The organism is Paraburkholderia sp. RHO2 (assembly GCF_050955445.1).
In the GTDB taxonomy this organism is placed as follows: domain Bacteria; phylum Actinomycetota; class Actinomycetes; order Mycobacteriales; family Mycobacteriaceae; genus Prescottella; species Prescottella agglutinans_A.
This window is the reverse complement of record NZ_CP162617.1, coordinates 60262-79379: the sequence shown is the minus strand read 5'-3', so window position 1 is coordinate 79379 and position 19118 is coordinate 60262. Positions and strand designations below refer to the sequence as shown.

General features: G+C 68.9%; 16 protein-coding genes. 6 read left to right on the top strand and 10 right to left on the bottom strand.

The window, feature by feature from the left end; genetic code table 11:
- Positions 1 to 99 precede the first annotated feature (99 nt).
- On the top strand, positions 100 to 1596 hold the full coding sequence (locus ABTV10_RS00335; protein ID WP_499031752.1) for an adenylate/guanylate cyclase domain-containing protein: 1497 nt from the start codon (positions 100 to 102) through the stop codon (positions 1594 to 1596).
- Between the two features lie 21 nt (positions 1597 to 1617).
- Here ABTV10_RS00335 and ABTV10_RS00330 read toward each other — a convergent pair whose 3' ends face one another.
- Genes ABTV10_RS00330 through ABTV10_RS00295 form a run of 8 tightly spaced genes read right to left on the bottom strand, consistent with a single transcriptional unit; the run spans position 1618 to position 10564 of the window.
- A complete protein-coding gene (locus ABTV10_RS00330; RefSeq protein WP_499031749.1) occupies positions 1618 to 3111 on the bottom strand; it encodes a flavin-containing monooxygenase in 1494 nt (497 codons plus the stop codon).
- Positions 3108 to 3947, bottom strand: a complete 840-nt coding sequence (locus ABTV10_RS00325) for an alpha/beta fold hydrolase (RefSeq protein ID WP_433608833.1) — start codon at positions 3945 to 3947, stop codon at positions 3108 to 3110. Before ABTV10_RS00325 ends, ABTV10_RS00330 begins: the two co-directional genes overlap by 4 nt.
- Positions 3948 to 3955: 8 nt before the next feature.
- Positions 3956 to 4711 (bottom strand): aspartate/glutamate racemase family protein, encoded by a 756-nt coding sequence (locus ABTV10_RS00320; protein ID WP_433608831.1) that lies wholly within the window; start codon positions 4709 to 4711, stop codon positions 3956 to 3958.
- Complete coding sequence (locus tag ABTV10_RS00315) at positions 4708 to 6054, bottom strand: M20 family metallopeptidase (protein WP_499031747.1); 1347 nt, start codon at positions 6052 to 6054, stop codon at positions 4708 to 4710. Before ABTV10_RS00315 ends, ABTV10_RS00320 begins: the two co-directional genes overlap by 4 nt.
- Entirely contained in the window at positions 6047 to 7366 is a 1320-nt protein-coding gene (locus ABTV10_RS00310; RefSeq protein ID WP_499035245.1) for an amidase, read from the bottom strand. The genes ABTV10_RS00315 and ABTV10_RS00310 overlap by 8 nt, the downstream gene beginning before the upstream one ends.
- Positions 7367 to 7371: 5 nt before the next feature.
- Entirely contained in the window at positions 7372 to 8250 is an 879-nt protein-coding gene (locus ABTV10_RS00305; protein ID WP_499031745.1) for a VOC family protein, read from the bottom strand.
- A 53-nt stretch (positions 8251 to 8303) separates the two neighbouring features.
- The gene (locus tag ABTV10_RS00300) at positions 8304 to 9368 is read right to left on the bottom strand and encodes an FAD-binding oxidoreductase (RefSeq protein ID WP_499031742.1); all 1065 of its coding nucleotides are present in this window, start codon (positions 9366 to 9368) and stop codon (positions 8304 to 8306) included.
- Positions 9369 to 9370: 2 nt separating this feature from the next.
- Positions 9371 to 10564 (bottom strand): Rieske 2Fe-2S domain-containing protein, encoded by a 1194-nt coding sequence (locus ABTV10_RS00295; protein ID WP_433608823.1) that lies wholly within the window; start codon positions 10562 to 10564, stop codon positions 9371 to 9373.
- A gap of 287 nt (positions 10565 to 10851) precedes the next feature.
- Between ABTV10_RS00295 and ABTV10_RS00290 the strand changes: the two genes are divergently transcribed.
- Entirely contained in the window at positions 10852 to 11499 is a 648-nt protein-coding gene (locus ABTV10_RS00290; protein ID WP_499031740.1) for a helix-turn-helix domain-containing protein, read from the top strand.
- Positions 11500 to 11511: 12 nt separating this feature from the next.
- Here the strand turns inward: ABTV10_RS00290 and ABTV10_RS00285 are convergent, their stop codons facing one another.
- Positions 11512 to 12249, bottom strand: coding sequence for an IclR family transcriptional regulator (locus ABTV10_RS00285; RefSeq protein ID WP_499031737.1), 738 nt, complete (start codon positions 12247 to 12249; stop codon positions 11512 to 11514).
- A gap of 145 nt (positions 12250 to 12394) precedes the next feature.
- Between ABTV10_RS00285 and ABTV10_RS00280 the strand changes: the two genes are divergently transcribed.
- The gene (locus ABTV10_RS00280) at positions 12395 to 13828 is read left to right on the top strand and encodes an acyl-CoA synthetase (RefSeq protein ID WP_499031735.1); all 1434 of its coding nucleotides are present in this window, start codon (positions 12395 to 12397) and stop codon (positions 13826 to 13828) included.
- On the top strand, positions 13825 to 14622 hold the full coding sequence (locus ABTV10_RS00275; protein ID WP_499031732.1) for an enoyl-CoA hydratase/isomerase family protein: 798 nt from the start codon (positions 13825 to 13827) through the stop codon (positions 14620 to 14622). Before ABTV10_RS00280 ends, ABTV10_RS00275 begins: the two co-directional genes overlap by 4 nt.
- 33 nt (positions 14623 to 14655) lie before the next feature.
- Here ABTV10_RS00275 and ABTV10_RS00270 read toward each other — a convergent pair whose 3' ends face one another.
- Entirely contained in the window at positions 14656 to 14889 is a 234-nt protein-coding gene (locus tag ABTV10_RS00270) for an RNA-binding S4 domain-containing protein (RefSeq protein WP_433608813.1), read from the bottom strand.
- 85 nt (positions 14890 to 14974) lie between these two features.
- On the opposite strand from ABTV10_RS00270, the gene lysX reads away from it, so the two are divergent.
- Positions 14975 to 18340, top strand: a complete 3366-nt coding sequence (gene lysX, locus ABTV10_RS00265) for a bifunctional lysylphosphatidylglycerol synthetase/lysine--tRNA ligase LysX (protein WP_499031730.1) — start codon at positions 14975 to 14977, stop codon at positions 18338 to 18340.
- Positions 18333 to 19076 carry a DUF998 domain-containing protein gene (locus ABTV10_RS00260; RefSeq protein WP_499031727.1) on the top strand — a complete coding sequence of 248 codons (744 nt, stop codon included), beginning with the start codon at positions 18333 to 18335 and terminating at the stop codon, positions 19074 to 19076. The genes lysX and ABTV10_RS00260 overlap by 8 nt, the downstream gene beginning before the upstream one ends.
- The last annotated feature ends 42 nt before the right edge of the window (positions 19077 to 19118 follow it).

Sequence of the window (19118 nt, the reverse complement as noted above, 5' to 3'; positions counted from 1 at the left end):
CCCTACCGAGACTTCACGCGCCACGACGGCTACCGCGCAAAGACGGCATTCTCACTGCCGGACAACGCATTCGAGTACGGTCCCGGCTACGCTTGGGTCATGTACCCGCCTGGCACGAGGTACGTCGAGCGTGACGGACACGCGCTGGCATACCAGGTCGTGGGCGAGGGGGGCACGAACACCCCGGACGTGGTCCTGTTCCTCGAGATCGGCCTGCATCCCGATCTCATGTGGACCGACCCCCACATCCACTACGTCTTCGAGCGCGCCGCGACCTTCTGCCGGATGGTCTACTTCCAGCGCCGTGGCTTCGGCCTCTCGGATCCCGTCGACCACGTCCCCACGCTCGAGGAGCAGGCCGACGACGTGCTCGCGGTGATGAACGCCGTCCGGATACGCCGTGCCACCCTCGTCGGCATCGGTAGCACCTGCGGTGCCCTCGCGCTGATCGCGGCCCGCGACCCCGACCGGGTCACCGGGCTGGTGTTCCAACAACCGTTCGTCGAAGGCGCCCTCCGGGAGGGCGTGGACCTGCCGCGAGGCTGGACCGTCGCGGCACGGGACCGCTTCGTCGACGGATGGCGGGCCGTCTACGACGACTGGGGTTCGGGCGGGGTCATCGCAATGTGGGACCCCACCCAGGACTCGCCGTTCAATCGGCGACTGATGGCGCTGCTCGAACGCTGCTCGGCGACCCCCGCCACCGCCCGCGCGCACCTCGAGTGGTTGTTCCGCATCGACTACTTCGACGCGCTCTCCTCGATCCAGTGCCCCACCCGCGTTCTGCACACCGCGCGGAGCGCGGTCCCGCTGGACGCCTCGAGGCAGATCGCCGCCGCGATCCCGCACGGCACCCTGCACGTGCTGCCGCCGTTGCCGCCCGGCACGTCGATGGGCGAGGGCTGGATCCCGGTCCTCGACCACATCGAGGTGGTCGCCACCGGGGACCGACGGCCCGTCGACGCCGAACGCTACCTCGCCTCGTTGCTGTTCACCGACGTGGCCGGGTCCACCGAGACACTGGCACGGATCGGTGACGGCCGATACCGCGGCCTCCGTGACACGCACGAACGCCAGGTCCGCCACGAGGTCGAGAAGGCCGGTGGGCGGTTGGTGAACGTCGCGGGTGACGGCACGCTGAGCGTGTTCGAGGGGCCGGCCGCCGCTGTCCGCTGTGCCCGCACGGTGTGCCGCCAGGCCGCGGAACTGGGACTCGGCGTGCGTGCCGGTGTGCACACCGGCGAGATCGAGGGAGTCGGGATCGAACTGACCGGGATGACCGTGCACGTCGGCGCGCGCATCGGCGCGGCTGCCGCACCCGGCGAGGTGCTGGTCTCGCGGACTGTCCGCGACCTCGTCGTCGGTTCCGGGCTGGGCTTCACCGATCGCGGTGAGCACGCACTCAAGGGCGTCCCCGGACACTGGCGGCTGTACGCACTCGCCGAGACCGGAGACGGTACCCGCACCGTCTCCCGAAACCCGTTGAACCTGAAGATGATCGATCGGCTGGTTCTGGGTACCGCCCGACGGGCGCCGCAGGTGCTGCGGGCGGCCGGACGGATCGCCACCTCGCGCCGGAACCGCCGCACGCGATAGCGCGCGACGGTTCCGTCCGGGTCATCCCCGGCCGACGCCGTGACGTCGCAGCAGGGTGCGGGTCGACCGCTGGTAGGACGCGGGACGCGCGGGCAGGAACCACTGCGACAGTCGCGTGAGCGGTCCGACGTTCGCGTCGATCTCGTCGAGCACCTCGTCGACCTGCCGCAACGAGAACGGGATGATGTTCGTGCCTCGGGCCGACTTGCCCTCGCTACGCTCGATCATCCAGTCCAGCCGGGTCCGCACGAAGGCGCGTCGATCGTCGAGCGGCGGCAACTGCGTGCCGCCGAGCATGTGATCGGCCGTCCACAGTGCGGCGGCCTCGGCGCTGAGGGGACTGAACAACGACGAGCCGTACCCGACGAAGTACAGGTTCGGCACGTCGAGCGGCAGAATCTGCCGGTACAGCAGGAAGTTGCCCTCGTCGTCGGTCAGTCGGTCCTGCATCTCGTCCGACAGGAACGGCACGCGCTGCTGGAATCCGGTGGCGCACACGATCGTGTCCGCGGGTACCACGGTGCCGTCGCTGAGCTCGGCGACCGGCTTGCCGTCCTTTTCGTGCAGCGCGGAGATGACCGTTCCTCGCCGCACCCCGATCGTGCCGTCCGCGACCTTCTCGTAGAACTGCTCGGTCGCCAGGCTCACCGCATGCCGGACGATCCGCTCGAACGAGCCCTCGGGCACCAAGCCGACGCGGTCGAGAAGCAACTGCTTCTGTGCGACGGCTTGGACGGTGCCGAGCAGTCCGTTGCGCAGGAAGCGGCCGGGGCCGGTGAGGAACCGCCCGAAGCCCCGCTGCTCGATGTGCTCGAACAGCCCCTCACTGAGACGGGTGAGCAGAATGTACTTGTAGTTCAGTACGTTTCCGAGCTTGCGCGGCATCTTCCAGGTGACCTCGCGGGCCACGACCGTCATCGACGCGGAGACCTCGCTGAGCGCCTCGGCGACGTCGCACGCGGACTTTCCGTACCCCACCACCAGCACGTCCTTGCCGGCGGCGTCCTCGAGCCGGTGGAAGTCGGACGCCGCGCACAGCCGCCCGCCCGCCTGCTCGTAGTCCGCCACACCGGGATACGGGGGCACGAAGGGGTCGCAGAAGATGCCGTTCGCGATCACGAGTCGGTCGTACTGCTGCTCGTCGACCCGGCCGGACTCGACCTCGCGCGACGTCACCGACCAGACACCGCTGTCCTCGTCGAGCACGGCCGCGGTCACCTCGGTGCCCAGACGCAGGTTCGACTCCAGCCCGAAGTGCTCGGCGTACCCGGCCAGGTACCGCTGCACCTGCTCCCCGGTGGGCCACTCGGGGTACTCCCGCGGCATGGGGAAGTCCGAGAAGGCATAGGTGCCCTTGTTGTTCTGCGTCGTCACCCCCGGATAGCGACGCGTCACGCTCCACACGCCGCCGACGTCCGGTGTGCGGTCGTACACCGTGACGTCGAAACCGAACTGCCCGAGTACCTTCGCCGAGGACAGCCCCGCGACGCCGGCGCCGATGATCGCGACCCTCACGCGAGTTCCTCGCCGAGGAACTGGCCGACGAGCTGCTGGAAGCGGTTCGCGTGCTCGATCTGCGTCCAGTGACCGCACTTCCCGAACACGTGCAGCTGCGAATTGGGGATGGTGTCGAACATGTGCTGGGACGCCGCCACCGGAACCACCCGGTCCTCGCGGCCGTGGAGGATCAGCACCTCGTGTTCGATCTTCGCCAGTTCGTCGTCGGGCACGATCTGGGCGTCGAGGTGACGCTGCCGCGGCTCGGGGAACACCTGCTCGAACGCCTCCTGAGCGCCCGGGCGGGTCGTCGCGCGGTACCGCAGCTCGGCGAGTTCGTCGGTGACCAGGGAACGGTCGTACGCCATGATGTCCATGATCTTCTTCATGTTCTCGACCGACGGGGTGTAGCCCCACAGCGCGTCAAGTTCCGGCGTGAAGTCGAATTTCACACCGCCGGCGCCCATCAGCACGATCCGGCCCAGCCGGTCCGGGTACCGAGTCGCCAGGTGCAGCGCCAGGCCGCCGCCGAAGGAGTTGCCCACCACGTGCACCTTCGGGATGTCCAGCCCGTCGAGCAGCGCGAGGATCTGGTCGATCCAGGTATCGAAGATCTCGAACCGCGCCGGTTCCGGCAGCGAGGTGTACCCGAACCCCACCAGGTCGGGTGCGATCACTCGAAAGTTCTGCGCCAGAACCGGAATCAGGCCGCGCCAGTTGGCCCAGGCCGACACGCCCGCACCCGAGCCGTGCAGCAGCAGCACGGGGGCGCCGCTGCCGACGTCGTGGTAGTTGGTGTCGAAGGACCCGGTCCGCAGACTCTTCCCGATCTCGGGGTTGTTCTCGGTTGTCATGTCGATTCCTAGCTCTGGAAGACGGACGCCACGGCCGACAGGAGGTCGTCCTGTGTTCGTTCGGGCGAGGGGTAGGCACGCTTGCTGTGCGCGAGTCCGGTCTGCACGAGCATCTCGCACATCTTGTAGGCCACGACACCGGGATTGAGCACCGGGACGTCGAGCACGGACGACAGGTAGGCGTGGCTCTGGTGCATCGTCGTCGAGCCGAGGACGATCACGTCGGCGCCGTCCTCCTCCACCGCCGCGCGGGCCTCGCGCTCGAGCGCGGCGAAGACGAATTCTTCCTTGCCGGCCAACAATTCGGCGGCGTCCGGCCGGACGCCGATGTCCCGCACCGAGGCCAGGCGCGCGGTGAGTCCGTTCTCGCGGGCGGCCTTGTGGTAGAGCTCGTGCCACTGCGGCCACATCGTCACGACCGAGAACCGCTTGCCGAGCAGGCACGCGAGCAGCATCGTGGCCTGGCTGGGCGCGACGACCGGGATCGTCAACCGCGAGCGAAGCGCCGCCAGCGCCGAATCGCTCATCGAGTTGACGCACACACCCGCGTAGCCCTGCTCCTCCGCCCGACAGCCGGCGTCGAGGACGAAAGCATCCGCGAGGGTCGTCTCGTACGCGCTGTCGAGCGCGCCGCCGCCCGCCCGGGCCGACACGAAGACGTTCTCGAACGCCGGGTGCACGAAGTCGCCGGAGAGCTGGGATGCGAAGGCGTCCAACGCCTCCGGCGGCACCGGTACCGGCACGATGTTCAGGACACGCTTCACAGTTCGAGTTCCTCTCTGGTACGAGTGAGGGTGTCGACGACGGCGTACGCGACCGCTCGGGTCGCCATCATCACGTCGGACACCGATGCAACGCCCATGCCGCCCAACCCCTCGTTCAGCTCGTCGGGAGCCGTCGCGGGCGGCCACGGGTAACCAATTCGGGCACAGGGGATTCCGAGTCGACGGATCAGGGTGCCGTCCGTCTGGCCGCCGAGCAGTGGCGTCGTCTCGTACGGCCGGCCCTCGACCTCCTCCCAACCGCGACGGCAGGACTGGATGATCCAGTTCCCGGTGTCGGTCATGCCGCCGGGGAGGGACCCGTACATCTCCCAGTCCAGTTCGATGTCCGGGTGACGCCGCCGCACACCGGCGATCATCTCCGCGAACTGGTGCCGGACGTCGGCGGGAGTCACGCGCGGATTGACCCGGACGTCGAGGTAGATCTCCGTGGTGGCCGACGGGAACGCCGGCTTGTCCGGACTGCCGGAGCGCACGGCCGAGATCCAGCCCTCGGGCAGAGTGGATCCCGATGTGTTCCGCGCGGTGTACTCCGGCAGCCACTGCTCGATCTCCTGGATCACGGTGGCGGCCGGGACGATCGAGGAGCGGAAGCCCTCGGTGCCGCGGGTGATGCCCGCGTAGCCGAACGTGCCGCGCACCGACACCTTGAACCAGCACATTCCCGGTTCCTCGGGGTACACCGCCCACCACGGCTTCAGCACGATCGCGTGGTCCGGCATCATGCCGTGCGTGAGCATGTGGAACACGCCGCTGCTCATGCCCACGTGGTCGCGGTTGCTCATCGTCACCGGCATGCCGCCGCCGGCGAATCCGATCGCGAGGTCGCCGACCAGTGGGATGTCCGCGTCGACGACCGCGTTCATCACCTCGGTGAGTCCGGCGACCATGCACTTCGGATTGGACGCGCCCAGTCCGATCACGAGATCGCCGTCGACCCTCGCCTCGGGAATCATATCGGGGCGCAACGACTTCCCCACCCACGGCACGTCCGCCTCGGGATCGATGTGGGTGTCGATGGGCGCGTACAACAGCAGGCGGCTTCCCCCGCCCGTGCCCGCCAGTTCGCCGACGGCGTTGCCGGTGTGCTCCGAGACCGGCTGGTATCGCGCGTCGATCCCCACCCGGTCCCGGAGGTGGGTCGCCATGTACTCGGACGCGGCCCGCTCCTGGCCCGTCGGGCTGTGAATGTCGATCAGGTCGACCAGTAGGTCACGGAACCGGTCCGGATCCAGCTTCGCGCACACCCGCTCGTACATCTCCCGCCGCGCGTCGTCGAGCGGCAGTCGTGCGGTCGTCCCTGTATCCGACTCTGACTCAGTCACGTTCGTCCTCCTCCGGTACTTGCGGACGCGCCGCGAGTCCGACGCCGTCGGTGAGGCTGGTGGCCACCCGGACCAACGCCTGGTCGGCGTGCGCCGGCGCGATGAGCTGGATCCCGAGCGGCAGTCCGTGCACGCCGCGCCCGGCGGGCAACCCGACCGCTGGGCAGCCGCTCACGCTGGCCAACTTGTTGAACACGGGATCGCCGGTGCTCGTCAGTCCCGCCGGCGCCTCCCCGGGCGCGGCAAGGGTCAGCAGCAGGTCCACGTCCGCGAACGCCCGGTCCACGAACGCTCGCGCGGAGCGCAGTACCCGACGCGCCCGCTGGATGTCGCTCGCCGGCGCGGTGCGTCCGGCGAACAGGAAGGCGTGCAACTGGTCGCTGATCCGTTCCGGATGGGAACGGTGGATCCGCTCGGCGAGGGCCGCGGACGCCTCGGCCGCCATGATCAGGGTGTGCGCGTCGTCGAGTGCCGCCAGCTCCGCCGGCACCTCGATGTCCCGGACCTCCGCCACCACTTCGGATATGCCCGAACGGAATTCCTCGAGCATGCGCGCGGCGGCGGGGGTCGCCCGGTCGGCCCACGGCGGGCGCAGCACGCCCACGCGCATATCGCGCAGCGCCGGCAGAACCACCGAGTCCGGGGTGTGCACGCCGTCCGAGGCGAGGGACTCGTCCAGCGCACCCAGCCACGCGGGGTGGCGCGCGAATCCGCCGACGGTGTCGAAGGTGAGCGCCACGGGGAGTACGCCGTCGAACGGCCACCGGCCGTAGGTCGGCTTCAGGGTGAACACGCCGCAGAACGAGCCCGGGCGCAGCACCGAACCGGCCGTCTGCGTACCGAGCGCCAGCGGCACCTGACCGTCCGCCACCGCGGCCGCCGACCCGCTCGACGAGCCACCGGGAGTGTGCTCCAGCCCGTGCGGGTTCCGGGTCCGCGTCGGACGGTAGGTCGCGAACTCGGTGGTGGTCGTCTTGCCGAGGATCACCGCGCCGTCCCGGCGCAGCCGCCGCACCACTTCGGCGTCACGATCCGGACGCCATCCCTCCCACAGCTCGGACCCGTAGCCGGTCGGCTGGTCACCGGTCTCGATGATGTCCTTGAGGCCGAACGGAATTCCGTGCAGTGCCGAGCGCCGCGGCTCGGCGTCGCGGGCTCGGGCCTGCTCCAACGCCAGATCGGGATCCAGGTGGGCCCACGCCCCGATCGCGTGGTCCCGGGCGGCGATGCGTTCGAGGCAGTGTTCGACCGCGGAGGAACTGAGGTTCTCGTCGGTCAGGATGTCCGCGAAGGGCGAGGAGACGACTGACATCGCGCTCACTCCGCCTTCTGCGGCTCGTGGCCCCACCGGGACGGCGAACGGAACGTCTTGACCTCCCAGTCGTCCGAGTCGACGAGGTCTCCCCCGTAGCCGATCTCGATCGCGAATCCGGAAGGGGTGCGCAGGTAGAACGACGTCACGCCGTCGTTGGTGTGCCGACCGAAGGTCATCTGCAGCGAGATGGCGGCGTCGTTGATGATGTCGTAGGCCCGGCCGACGTCGTCGATCGACGCCACTTCGAGCATGAGGTGGTTGAAGTCCCCGCCCGTGAAGCTGAAGCACTCGTTCATCAGCGCCAGGCTGTGGTGACGCGGATTGCAGTGCAGGAAGGTGGCATCCGCACCGTCCCACACGATGTAGTCCGTCAATCGGAACCCGAGGACCCGGGTGTAGAAGTCCACCGCCTTCGGGTAGTCCTTGCACATCAGCACCACGTGCCCCAGGCCGAGCTCGCCGGTGACGAAACCGCTGATCACCCCGCCCTGCGCCAACGGGAGGTGATCGATCGTGGGGCCGAAGCAGACCTCGTTCGGGAAACCGTCGGCGTCGACGAACCGGAAGGCCGCCACCGCCATCCGCTCCTCCGGCGCACCCGTCGAGATCCACTCGACGGCAAGGCCCTCGGCGTCGACGCGGTCCGCGATGGCACGGAGTTCCTCGAGGCTGTCGACCTCCCACGTGATGGCCCGGATCCGGTCCTCGGCCGCGGGGTACAGCGCGATCCGATGATGGTGATCGTCGATACGGATCAGCAGCGGGTCCTGCTCGGACTCACGCGGTCGGGCGTGCAGGCCGAGGAGGTCGACCAGCACGTGGCGCCACGCCTCCAGGTCCGTGACGTCGACGCTCAGAGCGCCCAGTCGGGAAATACTCATCTCTTGCCTCTGTTCGGAAGTCGAACCGCGTCACCGCGCAGCTCGATTGCGATCTAGCTGGGAAGGAACTGCTCGGCGTGGATTCGCTCCGCCGGCATTCCGAGTTCGAGCAGGCGCTGCTCGGCCGCCTGCAGCATCGCCGGCGGCCCGCACAGGTACGCGGAGGTCTGCGGATGCGCGACGTCGTCGGCGGTCAGAACACTGACCGGGTTCCCGACCAGGACGTCGGGGATCGCGGCGAGCGCGTCGCCGGGCTCGTCGACGACGACCCGGACCGCCAGGTTGCGCATGAAGCTGCGGCGCGCGTCCAACTCGTCGAGGTGGAACAGGTCGGCCCCACGCGTGCAGCCGAAGACGAGGCGGATCGGATGATCGTCGCGCGCGGTCTGCAGCGTTTCCAGCATCGACAGCATCGGCGCCAGACCGGTGCCGCCGGCGATCATCAGGGTCGGTCCCGAGTCCTCCGCGAGCCCGAAACCGCCGATCGGCCCCTCGATCTCGATCTGGTCACCGGTAGCGGCGGCGCCGCGGAGGTAGTCCGACATCGCACCGGACGGGAGCACCCGGATCGTGAACGTCAGCGTCTTCCGGTCACGTTCACCGGACGCCATCGAGTACGAACGCCATTCGTCGGTGCCGGGCACCCGCATCCGCACGTACTGGCCGGCGCGGAACGAGAAGCGCACCGACTTGGGCAGTTTGAGCCGCAACTCGACCACCGTCTCGCCGAGCCAGGTGACCGCACCGACCTTCGCGGTGGTGAGGATCACCGGGTACTCGTCCAGCATCGATGCCGGGTAGTCCAGTTCCACCTCGGAGTCCGCGAAGGCGTGCGCCTGGCACAGGAGTCGATGGCCGGCGGCCATCTCTTCCTGCCGCAGCGAGTAGACCCGACCCTCGGGCATCATCACTTCGCCGCACGCGACCCGACCGACGCAGGTTCCGCAGGTACCGACCTTGCACTGACTCACCAGTCGGACACCGGCCGCGTTCGCTGCTTCGAGAATCGTGGTGCCGGCCGGCACCGAAACGGTCTTCGTCCCGTCCGTGAACTTCAGGTGGACGTTGTTCGTGGTCACTGCATACTCCGGAATTGCGTCGATCGGGGCGATGGACATGGTCAGTCCTCGTCCTGGAAGGGCGACTCGAAGAAGCCACGCGGGTGGCGAGCCGCCATCTTGCGCCAGGCGACGATGGAGTAGTCCATGTCGCAGAGCACCTCGTTGTTCCAGCCGTCGAACCTGGTGTAGTGCTCCTCGGTGGCCTCGCGGGCGAAGACGTCGCTGTTGTTGAAGCCCTCGAGCGCCAGCGGCAGCATGAAGTTGTCGTACTTGAAGTTGAACTCGGCGATCTCCTCGTCGGTGGTAGCGCGAGTCGCGATGATCTCCCAGTACTCGTGGTGGTGATCGTCGATCGGGACGTAGAACTCGTACTGGACGACGTCCGTGATGGGCCAGTGCTCCACCATGAGGACACCCGGAACCCACAGCGAGGTACGGAAGTAGTGCGGCACGGTGCCGCGCGCCTTCATGTTGACCTTGGGGTTGTCGAGGCACGGCTTGTAGAGGTCCGGGCGGTCGTACCGGTTCATCACGCCCTTCGGCCCGTCCGGGATGTCGATCTCCTCGGTGGCCGAGTCGGTGAGGGCGTTGACGCCGAGCGGCAGCGCGCGGTCGAGCGCGACCAGGATCTGGTTGTCCCAGTGGACGAGCAGGTGTCCGGGGTCGAGGCCGTTCTCGGCGGCCAGTCGCCAGTTGCCGACCAGCTTGCGGTGGATGCCGCGGATCACGATGCCCTCGTCCAGCAGGTGCGGGACCGGATTGTCGTTGGGGTCGTTGGTGACTCGGGCCGGCAGATCGCTGCTGAGCGGCGGCGGCGTGCCGTAGTCCTCGTCCCCGACGAACACGTAGATGATCCCGTTGACCTCTTCGACGGGGTACGTGCGGATGCCGGCGTTGCCGATCAGCGAGTCGTCGGGGTTGCCGACGATCGTGGTGAGGCTGCCGTCCTCGAGACCGTACGTGAATCCGTGGTACCAGCACGTGATGGTGCCCTCCGACAGGCACATCGGCTTGGCGGACAGCTTCACGCCGCGGTGGATGCAGCGGTCCGCCAGCGCGTACGCCTTGCCCGCCGAGCGGCGCACGGCGATGTCGTGGCCGCCGATCGTGATGCCCTTGACGGTGCCGTCCTCGAGCTCGTCGGACATCAGGGCGGGGTACCAGTGGTTCGCGTAGCCCCAGTCGGCCTTGACGTAGGGCGCGTACTGCCGGGTGACCCCGGCGGACGAACCGCTGTGGGAAGTAGTGGTCATCGAGACCTCCGTGTGGTCTGGGATGGGAAGTGGCTGTCAGTGCAGAGATCTGCGCCGGATGTGCAGGCCCGGGCTGGGAGCCGCACGGTCTGAGAAGTCGGAAACACTCGCGGTGTTGCGAGTCACAGTATCAGTTGTTCGTGGACTGTCAATAGAAATTTTATGAATGATCTACGAATGAGTTCAATGTTTGCCTTCATTCCCCCTGATACCGTTGCACCACAGCGCGTATCGATTCAGGATGTCGCGCCGCCAGGTCCACGCCGAGCGAACCAGCGACGGAGAAGATGAGCAGCAGCGACCCCACGTCACCCGGCAGGCCCGAGTCGCTGGCGCCGGGGCGGCGCTGGCACCTGGCGGAGAACGCCTACGAGGAGGCGCTGACCGCCTTCGAGTTCGCAATCCTCCAGGTGGAGGGCGGGTTCCAGCGGTTCGCGGTGCAGGCCATCCGCGTGTCCGCCGACCTCGACCTGGCGTTCAACGAGGTCGTCGCGCTGCACGTCGTGCGCATGCAGGAGCGCTCGAAGGACACCGCCACGATCGCCCAGCTGACCAACCGCGACGACCTGCCGAACCTCCAGTACAACCTGCGCAAGCTGGTGAGCATGGGACTGCTCGAGCGGACGAAGTCCGGGACGTCGTCGGTGTTCACCGTCACCGCGAAGGGGCGCGAGATCACCGACCGGTACGCGCAACTGCGCCGCCAGACCCTGGTCTCCAACCTCGAGGAACTGAGCGACATCACCACCAAGATGCACCACGCGGTGCGGTCGATGCAGGTCCTGACCGGGCTCTACGAGGCGGCCAGCCGCGAGCTCGCCACCATCAACACCGCGATGCTGTTCGAGCCGCTGCCCGACGACGAACCCGCCGAAACCGCACCACCCAAGGCCGCCGGCAAGACCCGCTCACGGACCAAGCGCACACAGGCCTGACGGTCGGTCCGGTCAGGCCAGGAACCGCTCGATCGCGTCCCGCACGAGCAGCGCCTTCTCGCCGTACACCGGGTAGAGATCAGGGGTCAGCCGCGAGGCCGGGCCCGAGACGCTGAAGCAGCCGCGCACGGCGCCGCCCCGCCCGCGCAGGGCAACCGCGACGGCGGCGATCCCGTCGTGCAGCCCCTGGTCGGTCACCGCGTACCCGCGGCTGCGGATCTCCGCGATCTCCCGACGAAGCGCCGCCGGATCGGTCACCGTGCGATCGGTCAGCGGAGCGAGCTCGGTCGACAGGAACTCCTCGACCTGGGCGTCCGTCAACGACGCGAGGTACGCCTTGCCCGTGGACGCCGCATGCAGCGGCAACCGCGTCCCCAGCGGGAGGAAGGCGCGCAGCTGGTGGGCGCTGTCGAGACGCTCGATCAGGACCAGTTCGCTCCCGTCCGGAACCGCCAGGTGGACGGTCTCGCCGGTCTCGGCCTGCAACCGGCTCAACTCGGGAAGCGCCACGTCGCGCAGGTCGTCGCCGGCCGACATCGCACTGCCCAAACTGAAGGCCTTACCGGTGATCACCCACCGCCCCGCGTCGCCGGTCGCGGGGCGCAACCAGCCGGCGTCGGCCAGCGTCTTGAGGCACCGCTGAACCGTGCTCTTGGGAACGTCGAGACGCTTGCTCAGCTCCGACAGCCCGACGGGCTGCGCGGCCGCGACCTCCTCGAACACCCGGAGCGCGGTGAGAACACTGTTCATTCAAGACCTTTCACACCCGTCGGTTGACGGCGAGCATCGCGGGCTATACGTTAGCCGGACCACAATGTAGCACGGCGGTCCACAATGTGGACCGATGATGCCCCGGCACCGTCCGGTAGGGGCTTCGAGAAAGGACCCTTCACCGATGACCACCCTGAGGCCTCGACCGCTGCTGACATCGCTGGGCGATCCCGGCAACGGCGGCGAGGATCGCCACGCAGTCCGTGTCGGAGACGAGGCGCTCACCCGGTCCGAACTGATCGCGGCAGCGGCCGCCGTGGCCGACGAGATCGCCGGTGCCACAAGAGTTGCCATCGACGCCACCGCAAGCATCGAGACGGTGATCGCGGTGACCGGATGCCTCATGGCGGGCGTGGCCGCGGTACCCGTGCCACCCGACTCGGGGCCGGCCGAGCGGAACCACATCCTGAAGGACTCGGGCGCGCAGCTGTGGCTCGGCGCCTACCGGGAGGATGTCACCCTCCCCTCCGTCCTGGTCGACCCACGGGCACGTTCGGGATCGACCCACCCCGAGCCCGAACTCGGCACCACCGCGATGATCATGTACACCTCGGGCACCACCGGGACCCCCAAGGGCGTCGTGCTCTCCCGGGCGGCAGTGGCCGCAGGACTGGACGGGCTGGCCGACGCGTGGAACTGGAATGCGGACGACACCCTCGTACACGGGCTCCCCCTGTTCCACGTGCACGGACTCATCCTCGGTGTCGTGGGCGCGCTCCGACACGGCTCCCCGCTCGTGCACACCGTGCGCCCCACACCGGATGCGTATGCGGCAGCGGGTGGTTCGCTGTACTTCGGCGTCCCCACCGTGTGGTCCCGCGTGTGTGCCGACGAGGCGGTCGCCCGCGCTCTCGGCTCCGCGCGGCTCCTCGTCTCGGGCAGCGCTCCCCTGCCGGTGCCCGTCTTCGAGCGCCTCACCGCACTCACCGGTTCCGCGCCGATCGAACGCTACGGAATGAGCGAGACCATCATCACGCTGAGCACCCGGTTCGACGGCGAGCGGCGCCCCGGCTGGGTGGGACTGCCCCTGCGGGGAGTGGCGACCCGGCTGCGCGACCAGTCCGGGAACCCGGTACCGCACGACGGAGAAACGCTCGGACAGTTGGAGATCGCGGGCCCGACCCTCTTCGACGGATACCTGGGCAACTTCGAGAAGACCGCCGAATCGATGACCGACGACGGGTGGTTCAAGACCGGCGACATCGCCGTCGTGGACGAGCAGGGGTTCCACCGCATCGTCGGACGCGAGTCGATCGACATGATCAAATCGGGCGGCTACCGGATCGGTGCCGGCGAGGTGGAGCAGGCGCTGCTGAACCACCCCGACGTCCGCGAGGCCGCGGTCGTCGGCGTGCCGGACGACGATCTCGGGCAGCGGATCGTCGCCTACATCGTCGGCGACTGCCGCGATCACCGCGAACTCTCGAACTTCGTCGCGCAGACCCTGTCGATCCACAAACGTCCCCGTGAGATCCGCGCCGTGGACGTCCTGCCCCGGAACGCGATGGGCAAGGTGCAGAAAAAGCTTCTCGTCGAGGACTACCGGGCGGGACGGTGAGCACGCCCGCCGATCCCGGCCGGATCCGGATCGCCGTCGAGGAGCACGTCGCGGTCGTCACGATCGACCATCCCCGCCGCTACAACGCCCTCACCGGAAAGATGCTCGGGGAGTTGACGACCGGGCTCGCGCGGCTGGCGGACGATCCGACGGTGTCGGTGGTGGTGGTGACCGGCTCCGGACCGCACTTCTGTGCCGGGATGGACATCCGTGAGCTGCGCTCGGCGCGGAGGTCCGGCGTCCGCATGGAAGAACGGGTCACCGACGCGGAGGAGGCACTCGCGGCGTTCCCCAAGCCGACGGTCGCGGCCGTCACCGGATACTGCATCGGCGGCGGCGCGCAGCTCGCCCTGGCGTGCGACATCCGCGTGGCCGCCGAGAACGCCGAGTTCGCGGTGACACCGGCGAAGCTCGGCGTGATCTACCCGGCGCGGACGATCACCCGACTGGTCCACACCCTCGGGCCGGCCACGGCGAAACGCCTCGTGATCACCGGGGACCGGATCGACGCCGGCACCGCACTGCGGGTGGGCCTGGTCGCCGAGGTCGTGCCCGGGCACCGCCTCCACGCCCGGGCGTCGGCCCTGGCGGCGACGATCGCGGCGCGGTCGTCGATCACCCAGCGGGCCGCGAAGCAGATGATCGACGCGGCCACCCGGGGCGGGATCGACGACGAGCTCGAGCGCTACTGGACCGGCGCCCCCAACCCCGACCTGGACATCGGCCTGGACGCGTTCCTCTCCGGCACGCAGCCGGAGTTCACGAGGGCGGGGCCGCGCCGCGCCGGCCCGTGACCGGTGTGCCGGCCCGGGCGGGCACGGGGCCCGTCAGTCGGCGGTCGGGGCGCTCACCCGTGCCGCCAGGCCGCCGATCTCGACGACGTCGCCGTCGCGCAACTGCCGGCCGCGCCGCTCCTCGACCTCGCCGTTGACACTCACGAGCCCGTCCGCGATGACGCCCTTGGCCTCGGCACCCGATTCGATGAGGTTCGCGAGTTTGAGGAACTGACCCAACCGGATCGTCTCGTCACGGATCGGCACCTCGTCCACAGCGTCAGACATGACTACATCTTCCCCCCAACGCCCAAACAGCTCGGAAACGCCTCACACTGGAGGAAGACACGACGCGGCAACTGAGAGGACGTTGATGGCTACCAGCACCGGTACCCCGGTCGACGCGGCGGACAAGCGGGAAGTACGCGGAACACAGGTCGCACCGAAACGCGGACGCCTCGCCGAAGTCCCGCACATCGCGGGGCTGATTCTCGGTGTGTACTCCGTGCTGGTCTTCCTGTGGAGCCTGTCACCCGCGTTGCGGTTCCTTCTCCACACACCGCGGGTGTACATCAACAACTACTACTTCGACGCCCCTGACACGAGCCTGTCGTGGGCGGTGGTCGTGGGCCTGGTGGCTGCTGCCCTGGCCAGCCGCAAACGGATCGCCTGGTGGCTGCTGACCATCTACATGGCGCTGTTCGCGATCGGCAACGCACTCGAGGCGGCGATCGACAGAAACGTCAGCGCCGCGGTGGCCTGCGTGGTCCATCTCGCGGTCATCGGCGTCCTGATCGCGGCCCGCAAGGAGTTCTACACGCGCGTACGGCGCGGCGCGGGCTGGAAGGCGCTCGGCGTCCTGCTCGCCGGACTCGCCATCGGCACCCTGCTCGGCTGGGGCCTCGTCGAGATGTTCCCGGGCACGCTGCCGCGGAGCGAGCGGTTCCTGTGGGCGCTCAACCGCGTCACGGCCCTGTCCCTGGTCGAGAACGAGCAGTTCGACGGGCATCCACACGCGTTCGTGAACACCGTGCTGGGTCTGTTCGGCGCGCTCGCGCTGCTGGCCGCGGTGATCGTGCTGTTCCGGTCGCAGCGGGCGTCGAACGCGTTGACCGGTAACGACGAGTCCGCGCTGCGCGGACTGCTCGACGGTTTCGGCGGCGGCGACTCGCTCGGCTACTTCGCGACGCGTCGCGACAAGGCGGTCGTGTTCGCGCCCAGCGGCAAGGCCGCGGTGACGTACCGCGTCGAGATCGGTGTGTGTCTGGCCAGCGGTGACCCGATCGGCAACCCGGAGGCGTGGCCGCACGCCGTGGATGCGTGGCTCGCGCTCTGCTCTCAGTACGGATGGGCACCCGCGGTGATGGGCGCGAGCGAGGCCGGCGCCACCGCCTACCAGAGGGGCGGGCTGTCGGTGCTGCAACTGGGCGACGAGGCGATCCTCGAGACCCGCGACTTCACGCTGAACGGGCGCGAGATGCGGCAGGTACGGCAGGCCGTCCACCGGATCCGCAAGCAGGGGGTGACCGCTCGGATCCGCCGCCACCGCGACATCCCGCCACAGGAGATGGCCGGCGTCATCTCGCGCGCCGACAACTGGCGGGACACCGAGAGCGAACGCGGGTTCTCGATGGCTCTCGGCCGGCTCGGCGACCCACTCGACGGTGATTGCCTGCTGGTGGAGGCCGTCGGCGACGACGGGGGTGTGCTCGGGATGCTCTCCCTCGTGCCGTGGGGGCCCAACGGCGTCTCGCTGGATCTGATGCGTCGGAACCCGTACGCCCCCAACGGCGTCGTCGAGTTCATGGTCACCGAACTCGCGGCTCGCGCCGACGAGTTCGGCGTCGTCCGGGTGTCGCTGAACTTCGCGGTGTTCCGGTCCACCTTCGAGGAGGGCGCGCGCATCGGCGCCGGCCCGATCCTGCGGATATGGCGGTCGATGCTGCTGTTCTTCTCCCGCTGGTGGCAGCTCGAGGCGCTGTACCGCTCCAACGTGAAGTACCAACCGGAGTGGGCGCCGCGCTACCTGTGCTTCGACGACAACCGGCACCTGCCCCGCGTGGGCATCGCGTCGGCGGTCGCCGAGGGCTTCCTGACGCTCCCCACATTCGGGCGTCGAGCCAAGGCCGCCACCCACACCGGCACGCACACGGCGGTGCCGGAGGCGCTCGCGATCTCCGGCGTCCTGCACGCCGACGGCAGCGCCCCCGACGCCGTCCCCGCGAGCGCGGCCTCGGAGACCGCGTCGGCCGCGTCGGCGCTGTCGGGTCCGCGCCGCCCCGAGCAGGTGCGGGTGCGGATGGACAAGCTCGCGCGCCTCACCGACGAGGGCACCGACGCCTACCCTGTCGCCTATCCCCCGACCCACACCGTCGCCGCCGCGGCCGCGTCGCCCGAGGGCACGCGCGTGCGTATCGCGGGACGGCTGTTGCGGATCCGCACGTACGGCGGTGTCGCGTTCGCGGTCCTGCGGGACTGGTCCGGCGACCTTCAGGTGCTCATCGAGCGCACCACCGTCGGCGACCGCCTCGACGAGTTCTCCACCGCCTTCGACCTGGGCGACCTCATGGAGGTCAGCGGCACCATCGGACGCAGCCGCAAGGGCGAGCTGTCGCTGCTGGCGACGGACTGGCGGATGAACGGCAAGTGCCTGCACCCGCTGCCGGACAAGTGGAAGGGCCTGACCGACGCCGAGACCAGGGTGCGCCAGCGCTACGTCGACCTGGCGATCAATCCGGAGTCGCGGCGGCTGCTGGTGGCGCGCACCGCAATCGTGAAGTCGTTGCGCGACACGCTGTCCGGCCGGGACTACCTGGAGGTGGAGACGCCGATCCTGCAGCGCATCCACGGCGGCGCCAACGCGGCCCCGTTCGTGACCCACATCAACGCGTACGACCTGGACCTGTACCTGCGGATCGCGCCGGAGCTGTTCCTCAAGCGCCTGTGCGTGGCCGGCATGGAGAAGGTGTTCGAGATCGGGCGCGTGTTCCGCAACGAGGGCGTCGACTTCAAGCACAACCCGGAGTTCACGATTCTCGAGGCATACGAGGCGCACAGCGACTACGAACGCATGATGGTGGTGTGCCGCGAGCTGATCCAGAACGCGGCCGTCGCCGCACACGGCAGCCAGACGATCATGCGACCCGGACCGGACGGCGGACTCGTCCCTGTCGACATCTCCGGCGAGTGGCCCGTCAAGACGATGCACGGCGCGATCGCCGAGAAGCTCGGCGTCGAGGTCACGCCCGAGACGTCGCTCGAGGATCTGTGGAAGCTGTGCGACGCCAACGACATCGAGTACAACAAGTCCTGGGATGCCGGTGCCGTCGCGCAGGAACTGTACGAGCACCTCGTCGAGGGGCAGACCGAGTTCCCGACCTTCTACACCAACTTCCCGACGTCGATGTCGCCGCTGACCCGGCCGCACCCGACGATCCCCGGCGTCGCCGCGAAGTGGGACCTGGTGGCGTGGGGCATGGAACTGGGCACCGCCTACAGCGAGCTGACGGACCCGATCGACCAGCGTCGCCGGCTCACCGAGCAGTCGCTGCTCGCGGCCGGCGGCGATGCCGAGGCGATGGAACTCGACGAGGACTTCCTGCAGGCCCTCGAGCACGCGATGCCGCCCACCGGTGGGCTCGGGATGGGCGTCGACCGCGTCGTCATGCTGATCACCGGCGGCAGCATCCGCGAGTCCCTCGCCTTCCCGTTCGCCAAGCCCCGCAGCGGACATGCCTGAGGACGCCGTGCCGGTGACGTCGGCGACGACGGCAGCAACAACAACGACGACGGCGGCGGCGGCGGCGGCGGTGCGTCGCTACACGCTCGCCGGACTGCTGATCGCTGGTGCGGTGCTGTACTCGTCGTGGGTACTGGCGTTCTTCCTGAACCCGAGCGGGAACCCGTTCGAGGGCTTCGCGAGCCAACTCGCGGCGACGGACCAGGAACACGGGATCCTCTACCGCAGCGGCGACCTGCTGACCGGTATCACGCTGACGGTGGCCGCCGTGCTGGGTCTGACCGTGACACCGCGACGGTTCCTCACCACCGTCGGCTGGCTCGCGCTCGGGGTGTTTGCGGTCGGGACGATCGCCGATTCGCGTCTGCCCCTGCGGTGTTCCAAGCAAGCCTGCGAGGCGGCGCAGATACCGCTCACGCATCAGTGGCACGCGCTCACGAGCACCGTCTCGGTGACGGCCGCGGTGGTCTCGGCGGTCGCGTTCATCATCGCAATCTTCGTGTACCGCGCGCCGCGGGCGATGTGGTGGTGCGGCCTCACCGTGGTGGTGCTGTTCCTGATCGGCACGCTGTGGATGCTCGTGGGCGTCGACGACCCGTCCGGCAGCCACGCCTGGCTCGGCTTCGCGCAGCGCGTCGAACTGCTGTCGATGAGCGGGTGGATGGTGCTCGTCGCCGCGACGGTGTTGAACGACCGGACGTGGCGGGACCTCCACGGCGTGCCCGGTTCCACGTGAAACGCGTTGTGCGCACTTATCGGTGCTCCAGAGCCCGGACGA